Origin of the sequence: Aquimarina algiphila, assembly GCF_947494415.1 — a bacterium.
Taxonomy (GTDB): Bacteria; Bacteroidota; Bacteroidia; order Flavobacteriales; family Flavobacteriaceae; genus Aquimarina; species Aquimarina algiphila.
This window is the reverse complement of sequence record NZ_CANLVC010000004.1, coordinates 208319-231054: the sequence shown is the minus strand read 5'-3', so window position 1 is coordinate 231054 and position 22736 is coordinate 208319. Positions and strand designations below refer to the sequence as shown.

Below are 22736 nucleotides of genomic sequence, written 5' to 3'. Positions count from 1 at the left end.
ATAAATATACTACTTTCTGTTTTAAGGTTTTTTTTAAGAGACCGTAACAAAAATTACTGATAATCAATTATTTACTTCCAAAAACTCGAAGTCTGAATTCTGTGAATTGCGGGCTTGTTTTCATGAATCACGACCGGCTTCACTTGTTTTCAGGCTTTTATCAAGGGTATATTTGATCAAATCAAAAATTATGACACACGCACTCATTAACTTCATTACAGCACTCATCAGATTCTTAATGGATCATTTAATCTCGATATCCTCATTTATTTTTTAATCGCTAAAAAAATCGTCACATGAAATGAGTCATAACCATTAAGTTGATCTCAACCAAAATGATTGTTGATGAATTCTATCTGACCGCTAAAACAATAAAATATAAACAGATGAAACAGTTATTTCCAAAAGAAATTATTGACAATACCATCGAGGTGCATCAATTCGAACATAGCAAAAAAAGCAAAACGATATATACAACGATATTAATTGCTCTTATCATCGCATTAGTACTTCTGCCTTTTATCAAAATTGACATTTACACTACTGCAAGAGGTATGCTAAAACCAAGTAAAGAACGAATTGCTATTACACCTTTGCAATCAGGAAAAGTAGTATTTGCCAATATGCTGGATAATCAAAAAGTAAAAAAGGGAGATACACTACTGATGACCAATACCTCTGTTATTAATGGAAAAATAGAGCGTTCTACTACACAGTTAATAGAAACTGAGCAGTTTATTAAAGATTGCGAATATCTTGTGAATACAACAACACCAAAGTTTACTAGAATTCAATCTGCCCGTTATCAAAAAGAATACTTGTATTTCACACAAAAATTACGTGAACTACAAACCCGATTCGAAAAAACAAAAATTGATTACTTGCGTAATCAAAAATTATATAAAAAAGGAGTAGTTGCCAAAGTAGAGTATGAAAACAGTGCTTTTGAGCATCAATTAGCCACTAGTAGTTTACAACAATATCGAAAACAACAAAAAAACACCTGGCAAGCTTCACTAACAGAATATCAGGGTTCTATCAGAGAATTAAAAAGCGGATTATCTCAATTAGAGCAGAACCAAAAAGATCTTGTCATTACTGCTCCTATAGATGGGATTCTTAAGAATGTAATGGGACTTGAACCTGGAAGTTTTATTGCAGGTGGTCTTACTATAGCCGAAATATCTCCAGACACCAAGCTTATTGCAGAATGCTACCTCTCGCCATCTGACATTGGTTTGATCAGTAAGGATAAGGCTGTCAATTTTCAAATCGATGCTTTTAACTATAATCAATGGGGACTGGCCTCGGGTAAAATACAGGATATTAGTAAAGATGTAGACATTCTTAATGAGCAACCTGTTTTTAAGGTACGTTGTAAAATCGATCAAGGCCATCTCAAATTAAAAAATGGTTTTAAAGGAAGTTTCAACAAAGGGATGACATTAAGTGCAAGATTTAAACTTACAGAACGCACTTTATTTGAATTACTATATGACAAAGTAGATGATTGGCTCAATCCTTCAAGCCCAACAATTGCTGAAGTGAAAAATGATGAATAACGAATATGGAATAAAGAAGTATAAAAAAAATGTAAAGTGAAAAGTGTAAAAAAGAGTACAGAGTGAAAAGTAAAAAAAGAAGTCAGAAGTATGAAAACAGAAGTTATAGAATAGAAAAGGGTCAGATGTCGGAGATAAAAAAACATCCGACATCCGACTTCATACTTCTCACAACCATTAAAACTTAGATTCTTAGCGTCTTTGAACTTTTGCTTCTCTGCATCTCTGAAACTTTACAACTTAAAAACAAAAACCATGGGGAACATAAAAATAAAACAACACGATATTACAGATTGCGGTGCTGCCTGCCTGGCATCGATCTCTGCACATTATAAATTACAACTGCCAATTGCTCGTATTAGACAATTTGCAAGTACTGATAAAAAAGGGACTAACGTATTAGGATTAATTGAGGCTGCAGATAAGCTCGGATTTGAAGCCAAAGGCGTACGAGGTGATTTAGAAAGTCTATTTAAAATCCCTAAACCCGCTATCGCCCATGTGATCGTTAATGAAAAACTACATCACTATGTAGTGATTTATGAGGTAACCAAAGAATACATTAAAATTATGGATCCAGGAGATGGCAGGTTTTATAAAAAGGCTCATGAAGAATTCGCAAAAGAATGGACCGGAGTCTTGGTATTACTATTACCCAAAGAAGATTTTGTGGCTGGTAATGAAAAAGTATCTGTTTTTAAACGCTTTTGGTTTTTACTCAAACCTCACAAAGGAGTACTTATACAGGCTTTTGTTGGAGCTATTATCTATACATTACTTGGTTTTTCGACTTCCATCTATATCCAAAAACTCACCGACCACGTATTCATGGGTACAAGTACCAAATTGCTTAACCTATTAGGGATTACAATGATTGTGTTATTAATTCTGCAATTAATCGTTGGAGCATACAAAGATATTTTTCTAATCAAGACAGGTCAGCAAATTGATTCACGCCTGATTCTGGGGTACTACAAACATTTATTAAAACTCCCTCAACAATTTTTTGATACGATGAGAGTGGGAGAAATTATATCCAGGATTAATGACGCTGTAAAAATTAGAGCTTTCATTAATGGAGTAGCCTTAAATCTAACCGTTAATATACTGATTCTTATTTTTTCCTTTGGTTTGATGTTTACCTATTATTGGAAACTAGCTCTAATTATGTTAGCTATTATCCCAGTATACGCTATTATATACATCATCACAAATAAGCTAAATAAGCGCACTGAACGGGGTATCATGGAAAAATCTGCCGATTTAGAGAGTCAACTGGTAGAATCTTTAAATTCTGTAGGAACAATCAAGAGATTTGGCCTTGAAGATTTTGCCAATATCAAAACCGAAACACGTTTTATAGGATTGCTGAAAACAGGATATAAATCTGCCTTAAACACTGTGTTTTCGGCTTCGAGTACGGGAACAATAGCACAATTGTTTACCATTATTTTATTATGGAGTGGTTCTTATTTTGTTATCGAAAAAGAAATTACAGCTGGAGAACTCATGGCATTTTATGCTATTATTGGATATTTCACCAGTCCGGTTGCTGGGTTAATTAGTGCTAACAAACAAATTCAGAATGCGCTCATTGCAGCTGATCGTTTGTTTGAGATTATGGATCTGGAGCGTGAAGAAGATGCACAAAAAATAACCTTCACAAAACAGAATATCGGAGACATCAATTTTACTCATGTTGGATTTAGATATGGATCCAGAGTAGAGGTTTTTAAAGATTTTAGCCTTAACATTCCGAAGGGAAAAATCACCGCAATCATAGGAGAAAGTGGTTCTGGAAAATCTACTTTAATGTCTTTACTACAAAACATTTACCCAATCCAAAAAGGGCAAATATCTATTGGGGATCAGGATCTTAAACATATTGAAAATAGCAGTTTAAGAGATGTAGTAAGTGTAGTGCCACAAAAGATAGATCTTTTTGCAGGTAATGTTATCGAGAATATTGCTGTAGGAGAATTTGTACCCGATATGGAAAGGGTTATGGAGGTCTGCAAAACCATCGGGATTTTAGAATTTATAGAAAATCTACCTAATAGTTTTGCCACCTATCTTGGGGAGAATGGTGCCACCTTATCAGGAGGACAAAAGCAACGTATTGCTATTGCCAGAGCCTTATACAAAAATCCAGAAATTCTAGTATTAGACGAAGCAACATCTTCATTAGATAGCACGTCAGAAAACTACATTCAACGAGCAGTTCAAAATCTACGAGATCAGGATAAAACTATCATCATTATTGCTCATAGATTGAGTACCGTAGTCAATGCTGATAAAATAGTGGTCTTAGAAAAAGGGGAGGTGGTCGAAGAAGGAAACCATAAAGTATTATATGCTCAAAAGGAAAAGTACTATGAGCTATGGCAAAAACAAATGCCTAAACTAGACAATATATCAACAATAAATGCTGTCGCATAATTAAAAATTAAGATATGATGGATTAAGTATAAGAGAACCTATTTGATTCATTATGCATACCATCTGAAAAAAATCACTCGAATATCATTTATTAAAAAACATACAATTATGACTACAATCCTTAAACAAATAGAGCTTATTGAAAGAATCGATCAACTTATTAGAATGGAAGCCACAGGAACAGCAATAGATTTGGCAAACAGATTAGGTGTATCTAGAGCTACCTTATATAGAATCATAGAAATGATGAAGGAATTGAACGCTCCTATAGAATATGACTTTACCGTACAAAGCTTTGTGTATGCTGAAGCTGTAGGATTTAGATTTGGTTTTTATGTAAAAGACTTACCATTTAATGAAATGAGATCTGTGAGTGGAGGAAATTCTTTTCAAAAACTACATTTTTTAGCAACATTCTCATAAGATGAGACAACCTGACGCTATCATTGTTAAGTAAAAAGTACAGTATACTACTTTTTATAATAGTTGCAACAATATACTAATCTTGAAAGATGTTTTGACGAAAACAAATTTCGAGTGTTTAAATTAATTACTAACATTTTAAATTTCAGAAAATGAAAAATTTAGAAAATTTTGGAGTACAAGAATTATCTGTTAAAGAACAACAGGCTACCGAAGGTGGATTCTTAATTCTTCTCGGAATTGCAGCAGTGTTTACAGTAGCATATTACTTAGGGTATAAAGCGTCTGGAGCTGATAATGAAAATCAATAATCATTTAAAATATTTAATATGAAAAATTTAGAAAACTTTGGAGTACAAGAATTAACTATCAAAGAGCAAGAAACTACCGAAGGTGGTATTTTGGGTTTATTCGTCTTAGTAGCAGTAGCCGGGTTTTTATGGGGGTTAGGTCAAGGCTTAGAGGATAAAGCTGATAAATAATCAACCATTAATTCTAAGTATCCTACTTTCATTAACCTGAAGGTAGGATACTTTTCTTTTAACAGAAAAGTTTTTATTCAAAAATGTATTCACAACTCAATAAAATTGTATTTATATACCTGTTAGCATATAGCCTTAGTTATGGGCAAAAAGATTCTATTCATAAAACTGAATCTTTAAAACTATACAATTTCACCATAGTTGATGGTGAGAATTACCCAACCATGAGGCAAAATAATCAGAATTACCTATCTGGATACAGAATATTATCCCGTTTTGTAAACCAAGAACCTTCTACAGCTGGTAAAATTTTACAGCTTGGGACATCTTTTCTGGGACTTCTAATCACTCATGAAGAAGGGCATAAATCGGTTTTAACACAATTAAATATCGGTGCTGTTTCGCAGCCATTTTCTATTTTTGAAGGCGCAGCATATGTAAAAGGTGTTACCGATATCACCTTACAAAACCTTCGTGATACAGACTTACCCAATTATATACGACTACATACTGCTGGGCTAGAATCAGACTTCTCTATAATTACTAAAACCGAGAGTTTAATTGCTCTTGAAGAAGACAGTTTTGAAAACCTAAATATAGAGTATCATACTCATAAACTGGCATTGATAGGATATTATCTTACCGCTTTAATTCCGAAGCTTTCCCCTGACATAAAAGAAGAAAGCAATGAATTAGACAGAGACATTGTTGGGCATGACCTTTATGGTGCAGTAAGGCATCTACATAGACCTAATAGTGAATTCTATAGGTATACAGATCATGATGACTTAACCAAAGAGGAGAAGAAATTCATAAAAAAAGTAGGTTTCTTTTCTTTATTAAACCTATTAAATCCAATACTCATTGGAAAAAACAATTTTACACTTTCTAAAAATTCTAAATTCAATTTAGGATTAGGGTATACAATGGCTCCATATGGTGGTTTTATCGATGAGAATTTTTGGCTGATTGTAAATAATAGATTAAAAATCCACTCCTATTTAAGACAGTCTCATAATAAAAATTCCTGGTTTTTGGCAGGAGGTTTTAAAATCATGAATTATAAATTTTATGATGACAAGTTATGGGTATCAACAGGATTACATTTTTGGTCACAACCCACAAATCTATCATTCACAACCAACAAAGGTGACTTTGGATTTGCAACTGAGTTTAATACCGCCTATAAAATTTACTCTAATTCACAAAGAAAAATAAACTTAATGTCTAATGTTGGTTTAACCTATAAAACATTTGGTTTTATTCCAGAATATTCTACCCTTGAAAAAAAGATGCAATTTAACCTGGGGATATCTATTTTATGGTAAAATGATCTGTAAGTTAAAATTGTTTCTCAATTCTTCATTCTCATAAAATGAGACAACTTGATAGTAGTATTGCACTATAAAAAAACACAATGTTCTATTTAATATTAATCCCTGTTCTTCTTGGTGGTTTTCATTACATAAATAAACAAGTGAAAATTGAGAAATCTATTAAAATTATCTTAGCTATTGTATCTATTATTATGATTGCGCTTGTATTGATTGACTTTTTACATAAGATTATCTAATAATTTTTTATCCGAAAAAAGGTAATTCCAAAATAAAATTGCTAATGATCTTTTAGAATGAAACCTCAGTATATAATGTTTTGAGGTTTCTTTTGATAAACATTAGTAATATCTCAAAACTCACTTGCCAATTAGAGGCCAGTTAAGAATAACATCCTCAAAACATCAAGTTCTAAAAGCAGGCATGTAAACTTCTATCATATCTCAAATAATGAGACTACGGTTTCTTACTATTGATGTATCCAAAAAGCATCATATAATGCTTTGGGATACCGTTGCAACAAAAACATACTAACACATTAATTTGACGAAAGAAAATGTATTAGTAAACCAAAAAAGTAATAATCATAAAAATTTAAAAATTATGAAAAACTTAAATGAATTTGAAAGTTTAAACGAGATCGAATTAACTGAAATTAATGGTGGTTGTGGTATTTGTGACTTTATAGAAGATGTTACAGATGCGATTATTGACGCAGCAATGGCAATTGTTGAATTTGCTCTTACTGTTGGAGAAAAATAATCTAAATATCTTTTAAAATGAAAAAATTAAACCACGTAGATTCTCTTCTTTAAACCAAAGCAAGCTGTACTCTACCAACAAGGAATTTTTTCAATAAAGTTATAAAATCGCTAGGAATCAAAAGATTCGTCATTACAAAAGGAGTTTTGTATGAATACAAAACTCCTTTTTTGATTGATAATATGAGTAAAAAAAACAGCAATCTCAATAGATCATACAATCTCACTGTATGATTGTATTGTGAGAGAGAAATAATCATAAATTCAATTTTTGATATCAGATCATATTGATGCTTCAAAGAATTAAAATCTGCTCTAAAAAAACAAAAAGCCATAGTCTCATATAATGAGACAACTAGATCATATCATTGTATTATAAATCAAAAATCACTGATAACACAAAATCAAAACCCATGAAAAATCAAATCTTAGATCAATACACATCATTATCATCAAAAGAAACTAAAGTCATTAACGGAGGTTGTGGAGGAGAGGATGTTGAATGTCCAGAGTTAAAAAAACTTGTTGAGGCTTTAAACAACTTAAGGCTCCTTATAAATCTATAATTTATTAAATCATTTTATTCATGAATCCGCCTCTATATAGGTAAGTTTCAAAAATCAAAAACATGAAAATTTTACATCAATTTGCTGCATTAGATGCAGGAGAATTAATAAACACTACTGGAGGTCAAATTGTACAAAATTTAAAAGAATCAAACACCTTATCTACCAATTGATGCTTCTGAGATCTTAGCGATTTTTAGCAGCAATAGTATTAATCTTATAAAGTATTACCTAAGCTTTCTGGATCCAATACAAAATCGAAACCTTATCATGAATCATTTTCGATTTTAAAATGAAAAACTATAGTAATCCAGAAAGGCAAAATATTAGTGAGTAAGCTAATGAAGTGAGTTTAGTGAGTTCAAATTCCTCTATTTTCCTTATGAATATAGAGGGATTATTCTTCTCATCCAGAAACCTCTAAATAATATCACCTTTTTTATATCTTAAAACTAACAACCATGAATGATGAAAAAAAATTACTGTACAACATCTTAAAAAAATTTAGCGGAATGGGTAAAATCGAAGCCTATGATCTTATTCATAAGTTAGAAACACTCCTATTTTACACTTCTAATCCTATTAATGAAGAAGAACTTAAACAGATTATAGTTTCAAATCTAAGTCTCAACCATGAAATAGACCCTTTTCATTTTACTATGCTCCCCAACGGAAATTCTTGTGAGTTTGATGGTTTTAATGAATGGTTACATATCTACAAGGAAAACAGAAGAATATTTCCTAGTTGGTCGATATTAGATACCTATTATTTTAAAACTAAATATGCTCCCATAGACCTTAAAAAGTTAACCAAAAAAAGGTTATTAATGGATCTTAAAGGTAAGCCTGAAGAAGAAAAAATTATAAACTTTCTCAAAGAATATAAAATTTCTAAAAAAGATGTAATTACAAATAGGTTATTAATTTTGGAAGCTTAGTTTTTCACAAATCTTAATAAGTACTGTACATTTGTAACCATGTACAAGAACCCAGTTAAATCTGTAACCGTTGCTGAAGCAATAGCAAAAATGGAGCATTATTGTGCTTACCAGGAGCGATGTCATAAGGATATCGAAAGTAAGCTCAAAACAATGATGCTAATCCCAGAGGCCAAGGAAAAAATCATACTACATCTCTTAGAACATAATTTTCTTAATGAAGAACGTTTTGCTAAAAGTTTTGCACGAGGAAAGTTTACTATTAAAAATTGGGGAAAACAACGTATTGTAAGAGAGCTTAAATTTCGTGATATCTCTGCTTACAATATAAAAACTGCGCTTAAAGAAATTCCTGAAAAGGATTATTTTGAAACCTTTCATGCTCTCTCAGAAAAAAAATATCATAGTATTACCGAACAAAACAATAGCAAAAAACGCAAAAAACTAGTTGATTACCTTTTATATCGAGGTTGGGAGACACATCTTGTTTATGAAAAAATGAATGAGCTTTTTGGCTAAGAAACCCTAAAAGATATCATTATGACATCCTTTGAGGTTTTTGATTTTAAAGTGTCTTATTTAATATTTCTATTGCCAAATCAATTCCACTATCTTTTTCTTCAATAAAATCATCATTCGAGAATAACGGAACTCTATTCTCTTCACTTGGTCCAACACCGATTGTTTCAAATACTTTTCCATTCGCATCGCTATACACTTCATTAGACAGCCCTATTAAGGCTCCATTTGGTAACGTATGTGTTAAAATATCCGAAAAAACTCCATTTGTATTATCACCAACTATCGTAACATATGGCAAATCTTTCATACAAAGCGTAAAAATCTCTGCTGCACTTGCTGTCAAAGGGCTTGTTAATACTATAATATCTCCTGTAAATTGAAAATCACCTTTTGGAGTCACAGATATTGATGTGCTTTCTGTAAAACTATCTCCTAATCTCGCTTTTTTAGAAAATACTGCTTGCTCCTGATCTACAAATCGTGAAGCGATATTAACAGAAACCATATCATATCCTCCTTCATTAAAACGAATATCCAGTATTAACTTAGAAATTCCAGAATCTTCAAGATCATTCATCATTCTATCTAATACTATGTTTAATGTTTCCAGTTCATTCTTTTCATTCGTACTATAACCCGCCATACCAAAAACATTAATATATGCTATATTATCATTAATCAGTCCCCAAGCTATATTTTCGCTTTCATCAGCTTCAAATTTATTGCCTAAATATGCTGCCCCAATAGTTTCTAATCGTTGAGTATAAAGTCTATCATAATCTTCTTCAGAATCAATAATGAGATCCCCACTTAAACTAGAATTTAATCGTTCTAACAAACTAGGTAAACCAGAATTAATTTCGATACCATTTGCTTCATCTTCAATAGCTACATGCCCATCTTTAAAAAGGAAAATTAACTCTATCACGACATCATAAAAGTTCTCTGAAGTTACCTGTTCTCTTAGACTTTCGTATTGAGGCCAGTTTACATTTCTAGTTTCAAAAAAAGCATAATAATCATTAAAAATATTCCAAAAATGATCAAAATTAACCTTTGGATCATCAGTTTTAGAAAGCTGATCAGGAAGACAAAATTCATTTTGATTTAATAACCTAGTAAACTTAATATCTGATGCTATAAGCTCTGATCTGCCTATCAATTCGTTAGCATTGATAAGATCCAGAGAAATTCCAAAAGATTCTTCTGCAACAAAATCATCTTCTACTACTGCACATCCAGCCTTATTTATATTATATAATACACTTTTATTATCATTAATTTCAATGATATATCCTTTGTCTGCTGCTAACCAAAAACCATTTTTAGTTGCTTCTGGCTGTGGTTGATCATCATCAGATTGACAAGCCATGAAAAAAACCATCAATAAGAACAAAAAGCATCTTTTAAAGTTTTTAATTACTTCTATTTTGATATTGTTGTGCGAATTCGAATTCATACTAGTTTATATTTAAGAGTTATATTTCACTGACAAATCAAAAATCAATCAATTGTATCGAAAAAATATTTGAAAAAGGATGATATGAAGTTTTTACCTGCTCACCGTTATCCATTTACGAATAGATCGATATTGTATCTAATTCTCATCAAAACTAGATAGGATGTATGAAATCAACGTTCGAGATTATTAAAATTTAAAAAATCGGAACCTTTTTGTTTTTAGATCTAAACTGGCTGGGAGTCAATCCAGTTTCTTTTTTAAACGAGGTATAAAATGTTGTTTTCGACTTAAAACCAGCCTCTAAACCTATAGCTAATAAACTATACTTATCAAACTCTGCATTAAGAATCATATCCTTTACCTCCTTTACTCTGTAAGAATTGATATATACAGTAAAATTCTTTTTTGTAATATCATTTACAATCTGTGATAGATACCCAGAACTTATATTTAATAGTTTAGCTATAATTTCCTGGCTCAAATTAGGATCTCTATAAATATGATCATTTTGAAGAAGGTTTTCTAACTTTAGGAAATATCTATTATCTTCTGAAAATGAAGCACCTGTATTCGTTGGTACTTCCTGTTGTGTATTATCATGAACTTCTGTAAGGTTTACATGTAAAGTTCCATTGTTAACATCACTTATAATATTTTTTTGATCATTGGTTAGTTTTAATGTATAAATTCCATAATACACAACCCAAAACACAAATACTGAAGCCACTGTACATATAATAGATATGCCAATTTCATAACCTATATTAAAAATCATGTCGATAATATCTATTATAATCCATGAGGTTACTAAGAAAAATATCCAAACACACAATTTTTTCAACCATCTACTATTGGGATGCATTCTATACTTTTCTTCTTTAAGAATTTTATAGGACCAAATAACGAGAATGAAATTAAATGAATAGTAACCTAATTCTTGAAAATCAAAAATCAAATCGTATACAAGCTCTTTATATTTCCAGGAATAAGCATATTCGAGATTAAAAATTACATTAATGACAACAGAAAAAATAAAAGGCATATATAACCAAAACAGTTTCTTACTCTTCCCTAAATCATGATTGATTGATTTTAAAAAATAAAGAAAGAAAAAAACCGGAAATAAGAATACCCATTCGATATCATATAATATCATAAATTTTGGGTATTTAACAAATACATCAATAGCATCAAGGTAAACATTAAGCATTAATGAAGCCAAAACCAGTATAGCATATCCTAAGTAATTATTGACCTGACTTTTATAAAAAGGAGAGAAAAGAATTGCAAAACCAAAAATAAATCCTTGAGAAACAGTAATCAGCAAAAAAAGATGCGCAACATTCATTCTTTTCTTAATTCTTTTATCTTAATACAACCGTAACTTATCTCTTTTATGGGAATCTATAACCACCTGTTTATCAAAGATGAGCACAGGTTTTGATTATTAATTATTTCTAGCTTCATATGGTTAAATAAATTTGTATCAATCTAAGGTTCCAAGAGTTATCATCTTTATTGACCAATAAAAAGCTGCTTTGTTGCAATAAAAAAACTACATCTCGAAAGAAGAAATGTTAAAAATATCATCCATTCCTTTTATTAGTTCTGGATATGGCTTTATTATTTTTATACTGAATCCATTTTTGACCTCTAGTTTTTCGCATAAAATTATCCAGATATCGCATGATAAAGACATTATAAGTAGCTTCAATAAAATTAGTTGTCTTTTTTGGGACAGAACGGATACTCATAGAAAAACCTGGTGTTAGATATGTCATCTGATGCCAGTATCCTTCTGGCATATAAAGTGTTTCTCCATGTTTTAAATTTGTAATATATCCTTTGGCATTTTTTAATGCAGGCCATTTTTCAAAATCTGGATTTTCAAAATCTATATCTTGATGAGATATTAATGAGTGCGGTACTTTATATAAATATTTTGTCTCTGAAGGAGGAAATAGTATGCATTGTTTTTCTCCATGAAAATGAAAATGAAGAATATTTGCTAAATCTATATCATAATGCATAAAAACTTTGGAACCACCACCACCAAAAAATAGGTATGGTAATTTTTTCATGAATTTTAATCCTATCTCATCGGGATATGTAAAATCATTCTGAAGTTCTGGTACTTCTTTAAGTAGGCTATATAAAAAAATACGGTAGTTGGTTGGTTCTTTTTTGAGCAAATCAATGTATTCACTCATTTTCATACTTGTATGTGCCTCATTAAATTTACGTTCTGAGGAAACCGGTCTATCATCATATATTGGCACCGTTTTATGTCCTGCCAATGTTTTGATATAAGACAAATTCCATTTCTTATATGCCGTCCAATCTTCAATCAACCTTTCTATTACGACTGGTTTTTGTAACTCGACATGGTCTTTAAGAAACTTCTCTTTGGTAATTGTTTTTACCCTTGGTATTTGCTCTAAATTTAATTTCACTACAAATAATAATTGGAAATACTACTAATAACATATAGTAGATTTAACAATTAAAACAACAATGTATTAATCGATACATCTTTTCCCTTAACAATAAAGATTATCTTATTTATCAGCTATTACTCCTTTAGCTTTTTGTTTTGCTGCCTCATTTCTTTCAATAGTATGTTCAGGTCTTGACCATTTAGGTTTTTCGCCCATAGGTTCATATTTTGAATCTTCTGCTTCTATTGTTTCTGGCTGTGCTTTTTTGACAAATGGTTTTTGTGGATTAAGTCCTAGTAATTTAAACATCTCCATATCGGCATTCACATCTGGATTAGGAGTAGTCAATAACTTATCTCCTGCAAAAATAGAGTTTGCTCCCGCAAAGAAACACATGGCTTGTCCTTCTCTACTCATTTCTGTTCTTCCTGCAGATAATCTCACCTGTGTCTGTGGCATAATAATTCGGGTAGTAGCTACCATCCTTATCATATCCCATATAGCTACCGGTTTTTCTTCTTCCATAGGTGTTCCTTCTACAGCTACCAAAGCATTTATCGGTACAGATTCTGGTTGTGGGTTTAACTTTGATAATGCCACTAACATTCCTGCACGGTCTTCTACTTCTTCTCCCATTCCAATAATACCACCACTACAAACCGTTACATTTGTTTTACGAACATTATCAATCGTTTTTAAACGATCTTCATATCCTCTTGTAGAGATTACTTCTTTATAATATTCTTCTGAAGTATCTAAGTTATGATTGTAAGCATATAAACCCGCTTCTGCTAATCGTTGTGCCTGATTTTCTGTAATCATTCCCAACGTACAACACACTTCCATTTCGAGCTTATTGATCGTACGAACCATTTCTAACACATCTTCGAACTCCTGCCCATCTTTAACATTACGCCAAGCTGCCCCCATACATACTCTGGAACTTCCAGAAGCCTTAGCACGAAGTGCTTGCGCCTTTACTTGTTGTACACTCATTAGATCATTTCCTTCGATATCTGTATGATATCTAGCTGCCTGAGGGCAGTATCCACAATCTTCGGGACATCCTCCTGTCTTTATCGATAACAGAGTTGATACCTGTACTGTATTTGGATCATGATACTGACGATGGATCGTAGCTGCTTTGTACAGCAAGTCCATCATTGGTGAATTATAAATATCTAGAATCTCTTGTTTTGTCCAATCGTGTCTAATAACGCTCATAAAAAAGGTATTGTGAGTCCTCAAAAGTAATTGTTTCTAATCAAAAAACACAACGAAGAAACATCAAATTCATGGTTTTTAATAACAATGAAATGATAAACTTTGTTAATATTTAAAGGGTTTTTCTAATAAAATGCTAACTGCATTACCTCCAAAACCTACAGCATTTATTATTATTTTATTCAATTGTTTTGGAATTTTATCATATGTAACAAATGGCACCGGTATAAATTCTTGATGTTGAATCATTAAAGTTCCAAGTTCGAGACTTAAAATTCCGCTGGCTCCAAATGTATGCCCAATCTTCCATTTATTCGTTGTCAAGGCGGGAGTGTTTTCTCCAAAAACAGCTTGTATAGCATTATATTCTGCCTGATCACCTTTTACTGTTCCTGGTGCATGCATGACAATAGCATCTACTTTATTTGTAGGAGTTTTTCCTAAAGCCATTTTTATCGATTTCTGAAAACAATCTGCTTGAGTAGATATCGATATATTGTGTTTTAATGGTTCTGTTGCATATCCAACTCCTTTAATATATGCAATTGCATTTTCTCTTGCTCCTTTTTCTATACAAGCAACAGCTGCTCCTTCTCCCAGAAACATAGAATTTCGAGTTTTATTCCAATTCATTGCCTGACAAGGGTATGTCAATCCATTATTTGATCCATAAATCTTTAGTGCTTTCATCTGTGCAATAGTAAATGGTGTTAACGGAGCTTCACTACCTCCTACCAAAAACTTATCTGCTAAACCAGATTGCAACCACGCAACACCATTAAGTACGGCATGTAAAGCAGTAGAACATGTTATAGAATGACTGATTTCAGGCCCTATCGTTTGTAAATCGTGAGCTATCCATGATGAAATATTTCCCAAAGTCGTTGTAGGAGAGCTCAAAGTAGATGACCTATTTGTTTCTAAAAACTCCTGATGATATTTTTCAAAAAGTGCTGTTGCTCCTCTAGAAGATCCAATGTTAATTCCAAAATTTGGATCATCATCCCAACCGGCGTTTTTTACCGCTTCTCTTGCTGCAAATATTCCAAAAAGAACAGAGTTATCTAATGCTTCATAATGAGCATTCTCTTTTCTTAATTGTTTAATCATTCGATTTGCTTCTGCAGTCAGTACTGCCACTGGTGTTTGTTCTCTTCCAAAATCTTCAAAAGAAATACAGTGAGAAGGGTCTTTATATTTTCCCCAAATGTCACCAGAAGAAATTCCTAAAGGAGAAATAGAAGAAATCCCTGTTATTGATATGATCTGTTGCAATGCCTAATTTTTGGCAAATGTAGGGGTTTGATATGTTTTGTTCAACTGTTTTGCCTACAATAGAGTTAATATTAACAGCTAATTTTATCGATTAATATTCAAATACCCATATACCTTTTCTTTATAGCTAACTCCTATTGGGATTTCAATCGCATCTAACTCAATATCATTATGAGTATATGCCGTTATTTTGTTTAGATTGATGATATATGATCTATGAACCCTTAAAAACAACTCTCTATCTAATTCTTTTTCTATATCGCTAATTTTATACTTGGTTAGAACTTGTTTATTAGTCGTATGGATCTTTATATAATCTTTAAGGCTTTCAATATATATAATATCATTAATAGAGATTTTATGGTATTTATTTCCCGATTTTACTAATATAGATTGCTCCTCACTTTTGGGGACTTTTTTGTTTTCTATAATTTTAATATTGTCCTCTCTTGAGAACCGCTCGACTGCTCTAAAAAACCTCTCGAATGTGATGGGTTTTAGTAAGTAGTCTAAAATATCTAAATCATATCCTTCTATAGCATAATCTCTATATGCTGTAGTAATTATAGTTTTTGGAGGGGTTTTTAATGTTTTAAGAAAATCTAATCCAGTTATATTAGGCATTTTTATATCCAGAAACATCAAATCTATAGTTTCTGTTCTTAATACTTCCAGTCCCTGAATAGCATTATTGCATTTAGCTACAATTTCAAAGGATTCTATTTTAGAAATGTGATTTTCTAATAATCGTATAGCCAGTGGCTCATCATCTATAAGTAAACATCTAGTTTTCATCTATAATCCTTATTTTTAATCTTACAAAAAACACATCTTCTTTAGTATTTTCTATTTCTAAAAGATACTGGTTTGGATATAATAAATCTAATTGTTTTCTAATATTCATAAGACCTATTTTTTTTCTGGGAGCATCTATATTTATAGGTTGAATAGTATTAAAAATTTCAAATACAAATAATCCGTTTTGATAGTTTGTTGAAATATTAATCTTTGGAGATCCACTATCTTCTCCTGCACCGTGTTTAAAAGCATTCTCTACAAATGAGAGAAGTATCAATGGAGCGATCATGATATCCTGAGATATGTCTTTTTTAAAAGTCACCTGTAAGCGATCATCATATCTTAATTTCTCTAATGCTATATAATTTTCTAACATTCTCACTTCTCCGTATAGGGATACATATTTATCGGTGCATCTATATAAAACATAATCTAAGATTTCTGATAATCGTTCTATAGAATATGCTGTCTTAGGAGAGTTTTCTATTGCCAAAACATAAATATTATTTAGCGTATTAAATAAGAAATGAGGATTTAGCTGAGCTTTAAGGATATGGAGTTCTGCTTCTACTTTTTCTTTTTTTAATTTTAATTCTTCTTGTTTTGTATTTGCGAAGTAAATAAAATATTTCAGGAAAAGAAATGTAAATACTACTACATATACCGAAGGGAAATAGTTAAACAAAAGCTTTTTCCAATCTAGTATTATTTCTAATAATGATTCTTGTTCAAAAGGATATGTTCGTATTAATGGTTCTGATAAATAAATGATCAAAACCCTTCCTAAAGCACTAGTAAAATATATGGATAAAATGCTGATTACGACATATAAAAATTTCTCTCTTCTTAGAATGTATCTGGGTATTAAATAATATGCAAAAAGATATGAACCTATAAGCTGAGGAATAAGCATACATAATTGCCTTATAAAAGAAGCTATCAAAGAATATTGATCCAGCATTCTATCTCTAGCTATAAAACTGAACATCACTATCAGCCAAAAAATAAAATGTTTTGCCCATTTCGTATTTTGAATATGTTCTGTTATTTTTTCTGCCCGATTCAACATTTACACATTTCTAATTAAAACCATAAAAACCAAAATAATAAATAATTCATGAATTCATTTTGCGCATCGATAAATTCTTATCAAACACTCCTCAATTAGAAGATTCTCAGGACGAATTACATTCATACCAAAATTTAATCTTTATATCATCTTAAAGATCAAAGTCATCGATATTTGTTTATACTATTCTTTAATTTTATCATATTTCGAAGTGGATGAGATTATTATTATTCAATCATTCTGTTAGTCAAATATAAAACTGTCATAAATAAACTAAAAAGCACTGATTTAATATGAAAAATACAACAACTAAGATCATCATTCTTGTATTTCTTTTTTCTGTATTTGGAATAACACTTACAAACTTTGATTGTATTCGTACTGAAGAAAAATTCCCCAAAAGTATATCTGAAAAGATAGATCATCATATCAAAAAATATGTTGAAAAAGATCATTATCAAGGTACAGTCATTGTTGCTAAAGAAGGAAAAACAATACATAAAAATGCATATGGATATTCAAATAGAGAAGAGAAAATCAAGAATACTATTGAAACTCAATTTTTAATAGGTTCATTGACTAAATCTTTTGTGGCTGTCACCGTTATGCAATTGGTAGAAAAAGGAATATTAGATCTACACGCTCCAATAAAATCATATATCCCCAACCTCAAGAACGAATTATCAGAACATTTAACCTTACACATCTTATTGAAACATCAATCCGGATTATCTCCTCACTTAGAGAGAATCACAAATTTTGAAAATAAAGATGTATCTTCTCAGGAAATCATCCAAATCATAAATACCTCATCGTTATCATTTTCACCTTCTACTCAATATCAATATTCTAACCTTAACTATACACTTTCTGCTATTGCTGTCGAAAACGCTACTGGAAAAAATTTTGCAGATGTATTACAAGAATACACCTTTGACCCTTTGCAAATGAATAATTCTGGTGTCGAAAGGATCGCCAATAGACCCAAAAACAGAGCTAAGGGATATCATAAAAAAGCATTCGGAATTGAAAACGACGAAAACATTGTTTCCTATGCTTTAGGCAGCGGAGATATCTATTCGACTGTTGAAGATTTATTAAAATGGGATCAGGCGCTATATCAAAACACACTCTTATCTGATAAAAGTAAAGCGCTTCTATTCAAAGGAGAAAACTCAGAATTTGGAAACTACGGTTATGGATTTCGTATTCATGAATATCAACGAGGCCGTAATAAGGGCAAAAAAGGCATTTTGACTCGCCATGGAGGAACTATGGATGGATTTATGTCTAATTTACATCGCTATACTGATGATCGTTTAACTGTCATCATATTGGGAAATATTCGTCCTTTTCCTATTAGAAATATGACTTTTGAACTAAAAGAGATAGCATTAGGGTTAGAAGTTAACGAACGAAATCGAACAAAATTCGAGTAGAAAAAATGATCTCGAATATTTCTAAAACTATGAATACCTCCTATATCGTTATGAATTCTAATGTTTACATGCTCAATTGTATTTATATTCTGAGAATATTTTTACATCCCAAAGAATCTTTAATACGTCGATTTTCCAAAATTCAATATTAGTTTTTTCCAACTTTTGATAAGAATTTTAAAATTGATATTACAATGACACGTATTTGTATAACACTAGGAATCATATTAGCATCTGCATTATTTAACCTTACTTTTAGCCAAAACAAAGAAATTTCAATCCAGGAAGGTTCTGGTATGTTTTCTATTGAAGGCGGCCTTAAACATGAGGAAAAAATAATTCAGGTATTCTATCACAAACCAAAAGTATTTAGTAAAAAAACAAGAGTCCTGATGGTAATCCCCGGATCAGGAAGAAATGGTGACAGCTATAGAGATAGTTGGATCGAAGAATCAGAAAAACACAATCTACTAATCCTATCTCCAAGTTATCCAGAAAAAGACTATCCTTATGAAGGGTATCACTTAGGAGGAATCTTAACTGATTTAAACATCAGAGAAAACGTCAAATTCGAACAGAATTCTAATCAAGTATTTTTAAATGAAGAAAAGGTATCCTTTAACATTAATAGCAATACTAAACAATGGATTTTTAATGACTTTGACAGGTTGTTTGATATTGCAACTCGTCATCTTAAAATCTCTCAGAAACAATATGATATCTTTGGACATTCTGCTGGTGGACAAATTTTACATCGCTTTGCTATTTTTCATCCTAAATCAAAAGCCAATCGTATTATAGCCGCAAACTCTGGATCATATACCTTGACAGATTTTGAAACTCATTTTCCTTTTGGCACAAAAAAAACACACCTTACTAATAAAGATCTAAAAAAATCATTTGCCAAAAAACTAACCATTTTTGTGGGAGAACTAGACAACGAACATAGTAAAGGTGGAATTTTACTACGATCAAAAACGGTAGACAAACAAGGTTTACATAGATTAGCAAGGGCGAAATACTTTTTTGAAACTGCTAAGAATAAAGCAAAGCAAATGGGGTACAAATTTAATTGGAAACTAAAGATTGTAGAAGGAGTAGGGCACAACCAAAGAAAAATGGGGAATGCTGCTGGGGAATTTCTTTTTGATTAAATTTGAAATACATTATACCAGTTCTGACTTGAATTTGCTCATAAGAAAACAACATATTTTTGTCTTAGACGAAAAATAAAAGTTAAGTATAGCCATAGCTACAGTTAACTTTTATTTTGAAGAATGCGGCTAAAAGATATCGTTTTATTGGGTAGATTCAATTCGGAAATGGTATTTAAAAGAAGAACGTATAGATTGTAACAAAACCGTTACAATCTATACTTATATAATGAATCATATACTACACCATGGATACTATTGAACATAAAAGTTGGTTTGCAAGAAATTGGGGATGGGCAGTTCCTTTGGGAGGTTGCCTTACTATCATTATCTTGTTTTTTGTCTTTTTGGGTTCTGTAATATTTGGTGTAAGTGAATTGATCACACAATCAACACCTTCGCAAGATGCCATTGCCAAAGTAAACGAAGATGATTATGTCGTCAATATTCTGGGAGAACCTATAGAAACTAATGGAATCATGAATGGCAGTCTTTCTTATGAAAACAATATAGGTTCTGCAGATATATCAATACCGATAAAAGGCCCTAATGGAGAAGCGCAATTATATGTGGTTGGCACCAAACTAAATGATCAATGGACATATAAGGAAATGTATGTGATTATTGATACTACAAACGAACAAATTGATTTACTGGGATATGAACAAGATCAGTACAACAACGAAAACGAACAATAGTTTATTAGTATTTGGGATACCTTTACTACTTATTTTATCAATGGTTTTGATCGCAAAATCAAAGATATTCGATACAAATCCAGATACACTTTCTATTGCTATAACTATCGATCTTCTTTTTACCATACCTGTACTCTATTTTTTATTAATTAAGAAGAAAAATATTCCTAAAACCACTATCGTCCCTTTCTTTGTTATCGGAATGCTAGTTGCATCCTATATCATTCCAAAAGAGCATCAATCTCTATTACATTGGGCAAAAAACTGGATTTTTCCTTTTGTAGAGCTAGGAGTACTTATGTATTTATTTTATAAAGTTAGCCAGACGATAAAACGATATAACGCTAACGCAAAATTAAAACCGGATTTTTTCTCTGCTCTAAAAGAAACTTCTCATGAAATTTTACCTGAAAAAATAGCTTCACTCCTTACTATGGAACTTGCAGTACTCTATTATGGCTTTATAGATTGGAAAAAGAAAAGACTAGCACAACATGAGTTTAGTTATCATAAAAGTAGTGGAACCATTTCTTTACTAATTGCATTGATCGTTATTATTACGATTGAAACTTATGTATTGCACGTTCTTCTTTTAAAATGGAGTCCTATTGCAGCATGGATAGCCACAATATTAAGTGTGTATTCGGGGATTCAACTTTTTGGTTTTCTCAAATCTCTAATGAAAAGACCCATTTCTATTGAAGAAGACAAACTGCATTTGCGATATGGAATCCTAAGTGAAACAATAATCGATATTGCCAACATTGATGCTATAGAAATCACTAGCAAAGACATGGTATTTGATACCGAAACCAGAAAATTATCTCCTTTTGGTGAGTTAGAAGCTCATAATATGACCATTACCCTAAAAAAAGAAAATACACTTACAGGGCTTTACGGAATACAAAAAACCTTTACAACTGTTGCTTTTTTTGTTGACCAGAAAGAGGAATTTAAGGGTGAGCTGGAAAAAACAATCAATCTTCTTTAAAGTAAGATTCTAATTGATTTTCTTTAATTCTTTTTAGTAAAAGTGATATTCTTTTTGATTGATTTGTTTTAATTGTCTTTTTAACCGCCAAAACATTCTCATCTTTTATATCAAATGCAATAATCTTAAACTTTCCTCCCTTAGGAAACTCCATTACATATTGTTCATTTTTATTTTGAAACCAATTTAATATTGTATTGTTTTCTTGATCAATAACAAATACTTCAGGTATTTTTTCTCGGTCTATATCTAATCGAATCAATACTTTTTCTATTGTTTCCGGATAAAATTTATCTACATTAACCCATCCAAGTTTAAATAGATTTATTTTTTGATATACTTCATCAATTCTTTTATTACGTTTTTTAATTCCCTCCCATTCTTTCTTGATAGAATCTAAATCTTTTATATCCAATTCATAAGTCTCATCTAAAAACCTATATATACAATATTCATAAGCATATATAGTATCCATTTTGATACTTAAAGAATCCACTCTCGGATAAGCCTCCTGTAACTCTTTTACACTCCTTCTATTCAATTTCTTTTTTAAGGTAACATAAGCAGGTTCATCAATTTTTAAAATATTATTGAACATAATGAATGAAGAATCTTGAAAAAAAATCGTTTGGTACTTTTTATCTTTAAAACGTGTAGCTGTTTTATTCCAATTCATATTACCATTACCCTTACTATCTCCATAGAATAATTGCATATCATCATCCATAATCTTAGGAAATTCAACTTCTATAAATGCATCTTTTTTTAATTGCAATTCTTTTTCTTCAACATATAATCGAATATTATATGCTCCACCAGAAATAAGCCATTTATCATCAGAAATTGTTTGAGCATTTGCTCTTAATAACTCTTCTTTAGTTGTTAACTCTTTAAGTAATAATGTAATTTCTCCTTTAACTTCTTCTCGGTTTTCAAATTGTAAATCCTTTGGGTCTATAGTAATAATTGTTCCTTTCTCACCTACTAATGTTTGAACAGTGTCTGATGAAAATTTAAATTCCTGATCTGGAATATCTACAGTTTCTAATAATACATCTAATTTATTTTTAGAATTACTACTACAACTTAAAATGCAAAGTATAAATAAACAAAGTAAAAGGTTTTTCATGTGAAGAAGTTTTCTCCTTTTCTTCATCAAAC

At 31.2% G+C, this 22736-nt stretch carries 22 protein-coding genes; 14 read left to right on the top strand and 8 right to left on the bottom strand.

Annotated features, from left to right (window positions below):
• Positions 1–386: 386 nt before the first annotated feature.
• The 10 genes from PQF96_RS07635 to PQF96_RS07590 all read left to right on the top strand — a co-directional run bounded on the left by PQF96_RS07635 (position 387) and on the right by PQF96_RS07590 (position 9024).
• Positions 387–1562 carry an HlyD family secretion protein gene (locus tag PQF96_RS07635; RefSeq protein WP_271765643.1) on the top strand — a complete coding sequence of 392 codons (1176 nt, stop codon included), beginning with the start codon at positions 387–389 and terminating at the stop codon, positions 1560–1562.
• A gap of 255 nt (positions 1563–1817) precedes the next feature.
• Positions 1818–4001, top strand: coding sequence for a peptidase domain-containing ABC transporter (locus PQF96_RS07630; protein WP_271765642.1), 2184 nt, complete (start codon positions 1818–1820; stop codon positions 3999–4001).
• Between the two features lie 108 nt (positions 4002–4109).
• The gene (locus PQF96_RS07625) at positions 4110–4424 is read left to right on the top strand and encodes an HTH domain-containing protein (RefSeq protein WP_109435067.1); all 315 of its coding nucleotides are present in this window, start codon (positions 4110–4112) and stop codon (positions 4422–4424) included.
• Between the two features lie 152 nt (positions 4425–4576).
• Positions 4577–4735 (top strand): hypothetical protein, encoded by a 159-nt coding sequence (locus tag PQF96_RS07620; protein ID WP_271765641.1) that lies wholly within the window; start codon positions 4577–4579, stop codon positions 4733–4735.
• An 18-nt stretch (positions 4736–4753) separates the two neighbouring features.
• Positions 4754–4906, top strand: coding sequence for a hypothetical protein (locus PQF96_RS07615; RefSeq protein ID WP_271765640.1), 153 nt, complete (start codon positions 4754–4756; stop codon positions 4904–4906).
• An 83-nt stretch (positions 4907–4989) separates the two neighbouring features.
• Entirely contained in the window at positions 4990–6234 is a 1245-nt protein-coding gene (locus PQF96_RS07610; RefSeq protein ID WP_271765639.1) for a hypothetical protein, read from the top strand.
• Positions 6235–6843: 609 nt separating this feature from the next.
• On the top strand, positions 6844–7002 hold the full coding sequence (locus PQF96_RS07605; RefSeq protein ID WP_271765638.1) for a hypothetical protein: 159 nt from the start codon (positions 6844–6846) through the stop codon (positions 7000–7002).
• Positions 7003–7414: 412 nt separating this feature from the next.
• Entirely contained in the window at positions 7415–7567 is a 153-nt protein-coding gene (locus tag PQF96_RS07600; protein ID WP_271765637.1) for a hypothetical protein, read from the top strand.
• Between the two features lie 461 nt (positions 7568–8028).
• Positions 8029–8505, top strand: a complete 477-nt coding sequence (locus tag PQF96_RS07595; RefSeq protein WP_271765636.1) for a hypothetical protein — start codon at positions 8029–8031, stop codon at positions 8503–8505.
• 39 nt (positions 8506–8544) lie between these two features.
• Positions 8545–9024: a regulatory protein RecX gene (locus tag PQF96_RS07590; protein WP_271765635.1), complete on the top strand. Its 480-nt coding sequence runs from the start codon at positions 8545–8547 to the stop codon at positions 9022–9024.
• A 46-nt stretch (positions 9025–9070) separates the two neighbouring features.
• Here PQF96_RS07590 and PQF96_RS07585 read toward each other — a convergent pair whose 3' ends face one another.
• From PQF96_RS07585 to PQF96_RS07555, 7 genes are all read right to left on the bottom strand, one after another.
• Positions 9071–10486 (bottom strand): S41 family peptidase, encoded by a 1416-nt coding sequence (locus tag PQF96_RS07585; protein ID WP_271765634.1) that lies wholly within the window; start codon positions 10484–10486, stop codon positions 9071–9073.
• A gap of 196 nt (positions 10487–10682) precedes the next feature.
• Positions 10683–11837 (bottom strand): helix-turn-helix domain-containing protein, encoded by a 1155-nt coding sequence (locus tag PQF96_RS07580; protein ID WP_271765633.1) that lies wholly within the window; start codon positions 11835–11837, stop codon positions 10683–10685.
• 238 nt (positions 11838–12075) lie between these two features.
• Entirely contained in the window at positions 12076–12942 is an 867-nt protein-coding gene (locus PQF96_RS07575) for a cupin-like domain-containing protein (RefSeq protein WP_271765632.1), read from the bottom strand.
• Positions 12943–13047: 105 nt separating this feature from the next.
• Complete coding sequence (bioB, locus tag PQF96_RS07570) at positions 13048–14151, bottom strand: biotin synthase BioB (RefSeq protein ID WP_109435059.1); 1104 nt, start codon at positions 14149–14151, stop codon at positions 13048–13050.
• Between the two features lie 105 nt (positions 14152–14256).
• Complete coding sequence (locus PQF96_RS07565) at positions 14257–15426, bottom strand: beta-ketoacyl synthase N-terminal-like domain-containing protein (RefSeq protein WP_271765631.1); 1170 nt, start codon at positions 15424–15426, stop codon at positions 14257–14259.
• Between the two features lie 84 nt (positions 15427–15510).
• Entirely contained in the window at positions 15511–16221 is a 711-nt protein-coding gene (locus tag PQF96_RS07560; RefSeq protein ID WP_143915847.1) for a LytR/AlgR family response regulator transcription factor, read from the bottom strand.
• Positions 16211–17293, bottom strand: coding sequence for a sensor histidine kinase (locus tag PQF96_RS07555; RefSeq protein WP_271765629.1), 1083 nt, complete (start codon positions 17291–17293; stop codon positions 16211–16213). The genes PQF96_RS07560 and PQF96_RS07555 overlap by 11 nt, the downstream gene beginning before the upstream one ends.
• A 293-nt stretch (positions 17294–17586) precedes the next feature.
• Here PQF96_RS07555 and PQF96_RS07550 point away from each other — a divergent pair, with 293 nt between their 5' ends.
• From PQF96_RS07550 to PQF96_RS07535, 4 genes are all read left to right on the top strand, one after another.
• On the top strand, positions 17587–18732 hold the full coding sequence (locus tag PQF96_RS07550) for a serine hydrolase domain-containing protein (RefSeq protein ID WP_271765627.1): 1146 nt from the start codon (positions 17587–17589) through the stop codon (positions 18730–18732).
• 194 nt (positions 18733–18926) lie between these two features.
• Entirely contained in the window at positions 18927–19886 is a 960-nt protein-coding gene (locus tag PQF96_RS07545) for a hypothetical protein (RefSeq protein ID WP_271765625.1), read from the top strand.
• A gap of 248 nt (positions 19887–20134) precedes the next feature.
• The gene (locus PQF96_RS07540) at positions 20135–20584 is read left to right on the top strand and encodes a cytochrome c oxidase assembly factor Coa1 family protein (protein ID WP_271765624.1); all 450 of its coding nucleotides are present in this window, start codon (positions 20135–20137) and stop codon (positions 20582–20584) included.
• Complete coding sequence (locus PQF96_RS07535; protein WP_271765622.1) at positions 20547–21575, top strand: hypothetical protein; 1029 nt, start codon at positions 20547–20549, stop codon at positions 21573–21575. The genes PQF96_RS07540 and PQF96_RS07535 overlap by 38 nt, the downstream gene beginning before the upstream one ends.
• Here PQF96_RS07535 and PQF96_RS07530 read toward each other — a convergent pair.
• On the bottom strand, positions 21562–22704 hold the full coding sequence (locus tag PQF96_RS07530; RefSeq protein WP_271765620.1) for a hypothetical protein: 1143 nt from the start codon (positions 22702–22704) through the stop codon (positions 21562–21564). The two genes, PQF96_RS07535 and PQF96_RS07530, sit on opposite strands and share 14 nt — an antisense overlap.
• Positions 22705–22736 lie beyond the last annotated feature (32 nt).